Here is a 7,938-nt window from a genome sequence, read left to right as displayed (position 1 = left end):
GAAAAGGGTGAAACGCTGGCAAAGGTAATGAAGACCTTAGTCATGTTTGGTGAAGCCTTTGATGCAGAAACGATGGTACCTGTAACCAGTAAATATAACCACCTTGTTACCTCTTTTGGACTCGGTGCTCTGCAGCCGGTGTATGACCTGATGAACCAGCTTATAGACGCGGGTGCTTTGTCCAGCCAAAAGTTCACAGCAGACCCAAGACCCATGGATAAAAATGTTCCATCCGGTTTCCTACAAAATCTGGTTTTCAAAAATTTTATGTACAACAAACAAGATTACTATGAGGATCAGTTAAAAAAGCTAGGCCTTCTCAACGACGACGCCTTTACCTGCACCTGCTATATGGATGCAGTAGGAAATAAGCCCAACAAGGGTGATGTGCTATCCTGGTCTGAATCCTCTGCCGTTGTCTATGCCAACTCCGTGCTGGGTGCCCGCTGCAACCGCAATTCCGGTATACTCGACATCATGGGCTCAATCGTAGGCTTTGTGCCCTACTTTGGCCTTCTTACCGACGAAGGCCGCAAGGCAGACTGGATTGTAGAAGTTAAAACATCTAAAAAGCCTGAAGCTCAGCTTCTTGGATCTGCAATAGGCATGAAGGTAATGGAAGATGTTCCATATGTAAAAGGCCTTGACAAATGGCTGGGCAACAGCCTAGATGATAATGCATGTACATACCTCAAGGACTTCGGCGCAGCGACCGCATCCAATGGTGCAGTGGGTCTGTATCACATTGACGGTCTGACGCCGGAAGCCGTAGAGCAAGGAGAACAGCTTATTACTGACGGTGCAAAGGTCTACGTCATAGACGATGATGAGCTCCAGAGTGTTTATGACAACTATCCTGTAATGTGGAAAAACCTTGATGCCAAACCCAAGCTATGCTTCATGGGCTGTCCTCATATGAGCCTGCAGCAACTTAAGGACTGGACAGACAAGGTAGAATCATCACTGAAGCAGTATGGAAACGAGAAGGTCGTTATTCCCACTGTGTTTACGGCAGCACCAGGAGTTTTGAAAGAATTTGAAACCACGTCCTATTCAGCGCGGCTGAATGCTACCGGTGTCATAACCTCCTATATATGCCCCCTGATGTACATGAACAACCCTCTGAGCGGAAAGATGCCGGTCATAACCTCAAGCAACAAGCTGCGCACATATACCACCGCACGCTATTTCACCGATGATGAAATACTGGTCCAGATTACAAAAGGAGGGAAGTAAATGAAAACATTTAAAGGACGCGTTGTAACACCCGGCACCTCAAAGGCGGAAGCTCTTGTCTCCCACGGTGGTCTGAATACACTTGCTTCATTCCAGAAAGCGCTGCAGTTCGGGGATAAGACTTCCAAGTGCAGCGATCAGAACAATAAGGATCTTTATGGAAAGCCCATGGCTGGCAAGGCTTTATGTCTGCCTCAGACTATCGGTTCTACAACCGGCGGTCTGGTGCTCTACACTGCCTGCTCCATGGGCCGTCAACCCGCGTGTATGCTGTTTGCCAACCATATTGACTCACTTGCTGCAGCAGGTGCCATTCTGGCTAATATTTGGCTGGATGGGATTTCCATGCCGGTCGTTGACTCTCTCGGGGAAGAATTCCTAGCTTATGTCAAGGATGGGATGCAGATTACAATTGATGACAACGGCATTGTTACTGTAATCTAAATCTTGATCATATTATGGACTAAAATTCCAACAAACACTAAATTAATCACTATAAATATTAAGAAAGGGCAAATCAGAATTTTTCTCTGATTTGCCCACTTTTGTTTTATTAGTAAACTATTATATTCTTCAACCTTTTTTATAATTTCATTACCATTTTTCATACCGAATGATTTCATCCATATTTTTTCTAGGTCGTTGATTTGGTGCTTCATCACCATATCCCAACGTAATTATTCCGCACACATATTTATCTTCCGGAATATTTAGAATAGGTCTGACAGCATCTTGTTCAAACCACGCTGTCCAACATGTTGCCAACCCCAAATGCTCTGCTTCAAGCAATATATGTTCTATCGCAATAGCTGTATCTCTAATAATTAGTTTAAGCTCTGGCTCAGGACTGTTCTCATCCAGCCTGATACCTTCAGAAATACGACAGCAAATATCAGCTACACACACAATAAATACTGGAGCTGTCATCATCCATTCTTGATGATGATCAGCAATTGATAATTTCTCTTTCGTTTCTTCTGATTCAACTATAATGAAAGTCCATGGTTGAGTATTGCTGCCAGATGGTGCTAATCTGGCACTTTCTAATACTTGAACAACCTTCTCTTTTTCAATTTTTTTATTTAGATATTTACGGATGCTTCTTCTGTTTTCTATTTGTTCCACGTTAATCTCCTTTTCTAATATATGTCATAGGGGAAGCTTACTCATTTTGTGTAATTTGGCTCAGATGTCCACGACAAATCTAAATCTTTTCCTCTGAAAATCCGACGTTGGTCATTAGATTTCTGAAGATACATATCCTCATCCGGATAGTAGCAGGTATCCTCTTTTTCGTTGGTTCCTACATCTAAAATGACCAGACTATCATTGCCAGAGTTATAAAACGTATGCGCGATTTCTTGCGCCGCCGGTTTTGCGATGAAGTCACCTTGTTTCACAAACCACTCTTGGTCGTTTAAGCGCAAAGTTCCAGAGCCAGAAAGGATCATAAAAAACTCTTCTTGTTGGGAGTGGCTATGATATTTGGTGCTATGTGCTTTCGGCGGAACGTAATCAATGTTCACATAAATCTTTTGGCTCCCTGCCGCAGTACCTAACGATTTTGTAATTAAGCCAACGGAATCTTTCCATAAAAATTCTTCTGGTAATTGCTCTGCATTCAATATTTCCATATGCTTGTTCCTCCTTCATAAAATATAAGTAATTTGTATTTCACATTGTTTGATATTGATTGCTTAATAAACATAATGGGTAGTTTAGAAGTCCGTTCGATTGGTCGCGCTCCGAGTTATGCTCATTTTTACTCTTAGAGTTGGCGATTTGTCACAGAGAACTGTACCCAATGGCGTTAGAAACTACTGTTTCAACGAAATTCGTTTGTTACAAATGCCTGAAACCTATCTATATATACACTTCTTCAAATTTCTATAAATTGGTATAATAATACAATTATTGTCCGTATTATATTGTTGAACAAAATAATACTAATCTCTTGATCAGGATTTCATCATATTGCTGAGCGTTCGGATATTTGTAGATCATAGTGTACAACCAATCAAAAATTTTAAATTTATGGATTCAATATAAATTTTTGACTTAAATAACCAAATTCTTCTATCAATTCACCTTCAATAAAACCAAACTTCTTATACAGTGCTCTTGGAGCAATTCCTTTAGTATCTCCTTCACGAAAAGTGGATACCGTAATATTTTTCGTTCTATCAAGATTACTCAATGCGGTTGAGAGTAACATATTTGCAATGCCTTGATTTCTATATTCTGATAAAACTGCAAGACAGCATATCATATTATATTTTTTTGAAAACAATAGTACTCCTACTATTGTTTCTAAATCCTTTACACAAATTGCTCCTTGTTCTTTCATAAACTCTATCACTGTACTTCTGTGTTCATTTATGCTTTCAGAAGTTTCTAATCCAGGAAAATTCCAACTAACTGCTTCTACAAGTTTCATCCAAGACGCAATGTCTTCACATTTTCCATATTTTACTGTCATATGTTTATTTATTGAAAAGGAACTGTTCTTTTTTTCCATTAGTGTTTTTACTCCTTTTCATAATATCTCCTCTTTTATTACACTGTGCTCAACTTAATCTAAACCTCACATAATTGCTATAACTATCGATTTAAAAAGCTCCACATTATTCGCCATACGAGAAGTTTATTTTATAACTTTATAATTATCTTACTTTGCTTTCAAAATTCATTTATATCTTTTGACATTTCGGGCAATAATAAATGCTCCCGCCCATGTATGCTTCTTTTATTATTGTGGTGCCGCATATTTTACATGGATTGTTGGCTGTGTTTTTGCTTAGTTTTGTTATGTAGCCGCCAGGGTTTCCGAACAGATCTTTTTCGGTATCCCTGCCGCCTTGTTCTATCATTTCTTTTAGGGTAGTTTTAATTGAATCATAGAGGAGTTCTTTATCGCTTTCGGTAAATGATGAAACTTTTTTCTTTGGATGTATTCCGGCGTTGAAGAGAATGTCCTGCAATGTGCCGTTACCTAAGCCTGGTATTCTTTGCTCAGTTGCCAGCAAAGCTTTTGCACTTAATTTTTGTGCTCCTGGTGCAGATAAAATTGCATTAAAATATTCCCTGTCAAATTCTTCAGAGATGGGAGATATACTATCTTTGGCGCGTAAATAATATGAGTTATCAAATTCTCCAATATTAAAGCACCATAGACCTCCATACATTTGAACTGATGCGCTCAAGGCTGTAAAATCCTCAAATTCAACTAGAAGTTGGTGCTTTAACGGTCTTTTTTCTTCAATACCATGGAATCTTAAATTGACTCCATCCCCAAATAATAATACTGCATCCTCAACTGTGATTTCAACATATCCGGCTACTGCTTCTGCTCTGGTTATCACTTTTCCTGAGAGCATACTTTTATAGTCCTGCGGATCATTGTTGAACCATGCAAATTTATGAGGAGATTGTGAAGCTATAACATCCTTAATTCGTTTTCCTTCAACAGTTTTGTTTAATTGCATTGATAATGTTGATGCTTCTGGTATTTCAATCATTTTTTACACCCCCTAATGTAAATAAATAATCCAGTATTAAGTTAATCGTACAAAATATTCATTAAAATAATACTAGCATAATATGGAGAAAACTGTCAATAAATGTTTCCTTAAAATGGTAATTGTTATATATGCTTTACCTTTACTTGGTGGAAGTGATTTAATTTAAACTATAATTCTATATTTTGATAACAAGTTTCTTGCAAGTTAACTTTTTCTACCAAAATCAACTGTGAATCCATTGACAGCAAATATTCAAGGTTATAAGATATTATCAGAGGTGAAACAGATGAAAGAATTAAATATCAGTAAATGCATCATTCAAAAAAGAAAAGAAAAAGGAATTACACAGGAGCAATTAGCTGATTACATTGGTGTTTCAAAGGCTTCTGTTTCAAAATGGGAGTCTTCGCAAAGTTATCCGGACATTCTTCTACTCCCTGAAATAGCAACTTATTTCAATATTACTGTTGATGAGCTGATAGGATATTCTCCTCAGCTGACAAAAGATGATATTAAAAAAATATATACAAAATTTTGCAAGGACTTTGCAACAAGGCCGTTCGGTGAAGTGATGAATGAATACGAACAGATGACAAAAGAATATTATTCATGTTTTCCTTTTCTTCTCACAATGGTTCAGCTTCTTTTGAATCATTTTACTTTAACCGACACAGATGAAAACAAGAAAACTCTTTTGCAGAAATGTGTTTTTCTTTGCCGGCGCATTAAGGATGAATCTGATGTTGTGGATGAAATCAGGCAGGCTAATTCTATGGAGGCTGTTGCAGAAATGTTTAGCAGCAACTTTACACATGTGATTGATTTATTAGACAGTACAATCGTTCCTATCTCAGGAGAGGATGAACTGCTTATTCAAGCATATATGTCTGTAGGAGACTCAAAAAAGGCCGCAAAAATATGTCAGGTAAACCTCTATCAGAAAGTAATAAGTATTTTATCGCTGCTTACAATAAATGCTTCGATGCACATGTCAGAGCCTGTGACGTTTGAAACAATATACCAACAGGGGTGTCAGATTATCAAATCTTTTGATTTGAAAAATATGGTCTGCAATCCAGTTGCAGGAATTCATTTAGTAGCGGCTCAAAGCTATATAATGCAACAGGATAATGAAAAAGCATTGAATGCACTGGAAGAATATGTCGATATTGTATGCGGCTACACTTACCCGCTTAAAATCAGAGGCAACAGCTATTTCAACTATATTGATGAATGGATTGAAGAAAGCATACCACTGGGTTCTATTATTCCAAGGGATGAAAATTCAGTGAAAAAAAGTTTTATAGAGGTGTTATATAATCCTATTTTTGAATCAATTAAAGGCGATGATAAATACAAGTTATTGATGAGCCGCTTAGAGCAAAATATGAAAAAATAATGGAGGCAGTTGCATAAATGGAAAATTCAAATAATTCAAGCAATATGGAAACTAAAAGAATAATGACGTTTTTAGCAGTAACGTTTATTATTACTTATTTTGTGGAAATCTTTGTGATTGGCAGACTTGCAGTATCTGCAGATCCAGCTATTCAGACAGTTTTTCAGTTTTTAGTGGCATCTATGATGTTAATCCCATCAATAGGGGTTGTCGTTACTCGCATCATTACTAAAGAGGGTTTTAAAAATCTTTGGATAAAGCCTAATATCAAAGGTAATATAAAATATTATGTGTTCGCATGGTTTGGAATGATTGCACTTACATTAATTGGCGCTTCAATATATTTTACTGTTTTTCCTGATAAATTTGATGGGAATATGACATATTTAATAAATATGTATAAAGCAACAGGCCAAAATGTATCCGCTGAAACTTTAAAAAGTAAAATGTTTATACAAGTAGTAATGGCTATATTTCTCTCACCAATACTCAATGTCCTATTTTGTTTCGGAGAAGAATGGGCGTGGAGAGGATATTTACTTCCGAAGATGATGAAAAAATTCAAACTATTACCTATGCTCTTAATAAACGGGGTTATATGGGGACTGTGGCATGCTCCTTTAACTGCTTTAGGACATAACTATGGATTAAATTATGCATGGTTCCCTTTTGCCGGAATATTTGCAATGTGCATGTTTTGCATTGTTCTTGGCACTATTTTTTCATATTTGACCATAAAGACAAAAAGTTGCATTCCTGCAGTTATCGCCCATGGCAGTATAAACGGTTTTGCTTCAGTGGCCATGTATTTTACGGTTGATGGAGGAAATCCATTTGTAGGTCCTGGGGCAACAGGAATAGTTGGCGGCAGCGCATTCATTGTCACTGCTGTTATATTATACTTTTTATTAAATAATGCTGGTTTAACCGAGAACATAAGGGAAGAATCATTTTAATAAATGATATAAGAAAGTCAATTTACAGAAATTCTTTCACACACTCAAGAAATGTATCTGTAGAAAATGCAGATACATTTCTTGATTCCCCTTTTAAAGGAACTGCTTTAATTTTGCTAATTATCATTTGTTATATCGCCGTTTCCACTGACAGGTATTGTATCACCCAGAAATTTAGGGTCCGGCTTAAATATAGCCATAAAAAAATCCTTGATTCTTGCAGCTTTTTCTCGTATTTCTCTTAAATCCTGGCCTGCATACACCCTGATGTCAGCTGATACTCCATATGCTTCTATTCCAAGGGATCTTGCAGTGTATATAGCTCTATACAGATGATACTGTTGAGTAACAATTATAATTTTATCTGCTTGAAATATTTCTTTTGCACGATAAATGCTGTCATAGGTAGATATGCCGGCATGATCCATGAAAACATGCTCGGAAGGTATTCCCCTCTCAACTGCATATCTCTTCATTGTGTTGACCTCATCGTATCCTTTGGTGCTGTGATCACCGCTCATAATCAATCTGTCGGAAACCCCTTTATTATATAAATCTATGCCTGTCAAGATTCTGTCCTCCAACATTGGACTTGGAGATCCGTCTCTTCTAACTCCGGCACCAAGAACCAATATGCAGTCCGCATCTTTATCTAATGACTCTTCAGCTGACATTATCATGTCTTCAGTGGAAGATTTCACATGAATATTGATAAATATAGTTAATAAAATTGATAATATAATTAATGAAATAATTGCTTTAGAAATAAAAATCCCCACTTTAACTATTTTTTTCATAATGTCTCCTGATAAATACTCTTAGTTAT

9 protein-coding genes are annotated in these 7,938 nt (G+C 37.0%); 4 read left to right on the top strand and 5 right to left on the bottom strand.

The features are described 5' to 3' along the window. The coding region (locus tag BN358_RS01935) for an aconitase X (protein ID WP_019227642.1) at positions 1-1,236 on the top strand (1,236 nt) is incomplete at its 5' end. Then, a complete protein-coding gene (locus tag BN358_RS01930) occupies positions 1,237-1,680 on the top strand; it encodes a DUF126 domain-containing protein (RefSeq protein ID WP_019227641.1) in 444 nt (147 codons plus the stop codon). 150 nt (positions 1,681-1,830) lie between these two features. Here the strand turns inward: BN358_RS01930 and BN358_RS01925 are convergent, their stop codons facing one another. From BN358_RS01925 to BN358_RS01910, 4 genes are all read right to left on the bottom strand, one after another. Then, a complete protein-coding gene (locus BN358_RS01925; protein ID WP_019227639.1) occupies positions 1,831-2,361 on the bottom strand; it encodes a nitroreductase family protein in 531 nt (176 codons plus the stop codon). Between the two features lie 41 nt (positions 2,362-2,402). Beyond that, the gene (locus tag BN358_RS01920) at positions 2,403-2,870 is read right to left on the bottom strand and encodes a cupin domain-containing protein (protein ID WP_019227638.1); all 468 of its coding nucleotides are present in this window, start codon (positions 2,868-2,870) and stop codon (positions 2,403-2,405) included. Positions 2,871-3,268: 398 nt separating this feature from the next. Then, complete coding sequence (locus BN358_RS01915) at positions 3,269-3,754, bottom strand: N-acetyltransferase (RefSeq protein WP_019227637.1); 486 nt, start codon at positions 3,752-3,754, stop codon at positions 3,269-3,271. A gap of 172 nt (positions 3,755-3,926) precedes the next feature. Beyond that, complete coding sequence (locus tag BN358_RS01910) at positions 3,927-4,754, bottom strand: DNA-formamidopyrimidine glycosylase family protein (RefSeq protein WP_019227636.1); 828 nt, start codon at positions 4,752-4,754, stop codon at positions 3,927-3,929. Between the two features lie 289 nt (positions 4,755-5,043). On the opposite strand from BN358_RS01910, the gene BN358_RS01905 reads away from it, so the two are divergent. Then, on the top strand, positions 5,044-6,156 hold the full coding sequence (locus BN358_RS01905) for a helix-turn-helix domain-containing protein (protein WP_019227635.1): 1,113 nt from the start codon (positions 5,044-5,046) through the stop codon (positions 6,154-6,156). Positions 6,157-6,173: 17 nt separating this feature from the next. Next, positions 6,174-7,112 carry a CPBP family intramembrane glutamic endopeptidase gene (locus BN358_RS01900; RefSeq protein ID WP_019227634.1) on the top strand — a complete coding sequence of 313 codons (939 nt, stop codon included), beginning with the start codon at positions 6,174-6,176 and terminating at the stop codon, positions 7,110-7,112. Between the two features lie 116 nt (positions 7,113-7,228). Here the strand turns inward: BN358_RS01900 and BN358_RS01895 are convergent, their stop codons facing one another. Next, complete coding sequence (locus BN358_RS01895) at positions 7,229-7,909, bottom strand: vancomycin high temperature exclusion protein (protein ID WP_019227632.1); 681 nt, start codon at positions 7,907-7,909, stop codon at positions 7,229-7,231. Positions 7,910-7,938 lie beyond the last annotated feature (29 nt).

It is taken from the genome of Sedimentibacter sp. B4, from assembly GCF_000309315.1.
GTDB classification, from domain to species: domain Bacteria; phylum Bacillota; class Clostridia; order Tissierellales; family Sedimentibacteraceae; genus Sedimentibacter; species Sedimentibacter saalensis.
The sequence above is the reverse complement of the archived record's forward strand: the minus strand, read 5'-3'. Positions and strand labels throughout refer to the sequence as shown.

Bases quoted from the DNA above. Each gene is read 5' to 3' on its own strand.
- BN358_RS01930 (WP_019227641.1), top strand. From the start codon at position 1,237: ATGAAAACATTTAAAGGACGCGTTGTAACACCCGGCACCTCAAAGGCG.
- BN358_RS01920 (WP_019227638.1), bottom strand. From the start codon at position 2,870: ATGGAAATATTGAATGCAGAGCAATTACCAGAAGAATTTTTATGGAAA.
- BN358_RS01915 (WP_019227637.1), bottom strand. From the start codon at position 3,754: ATGGAAAAAAAGAACAGTTCCTTTTCAATAAATAAACATATGACAGTA.
- BN358_RS01910 (WP_019227636.1), bottom strand. From the start codon at position 4,754: ATGATTGAAATACCAGAAGCATCAACATTATCAATGCAATTAAACAAA.
- BN358_RS01905 (WP_019227635.1), top strand. From the start codon at position 5,044: ATGAAAGAATTAAATATCAGTAAATGCATCATTCAAAAAAGAAAAGAA.
- BN358_RS01900 (WP_019227634.1), top strand. From the start codon at position 6,174: ATGGAAAATTCAAATAATTCAAGCAATATGGAAACTAAAAGAATAATG.
- BN358_RS01895 (WP_019227632.1), bottom strand. From the start codon at position 7,909: ATGAAAAAAATAGTTAAAGTGGGGATTTTTATTTCTAAAGCAATTATT.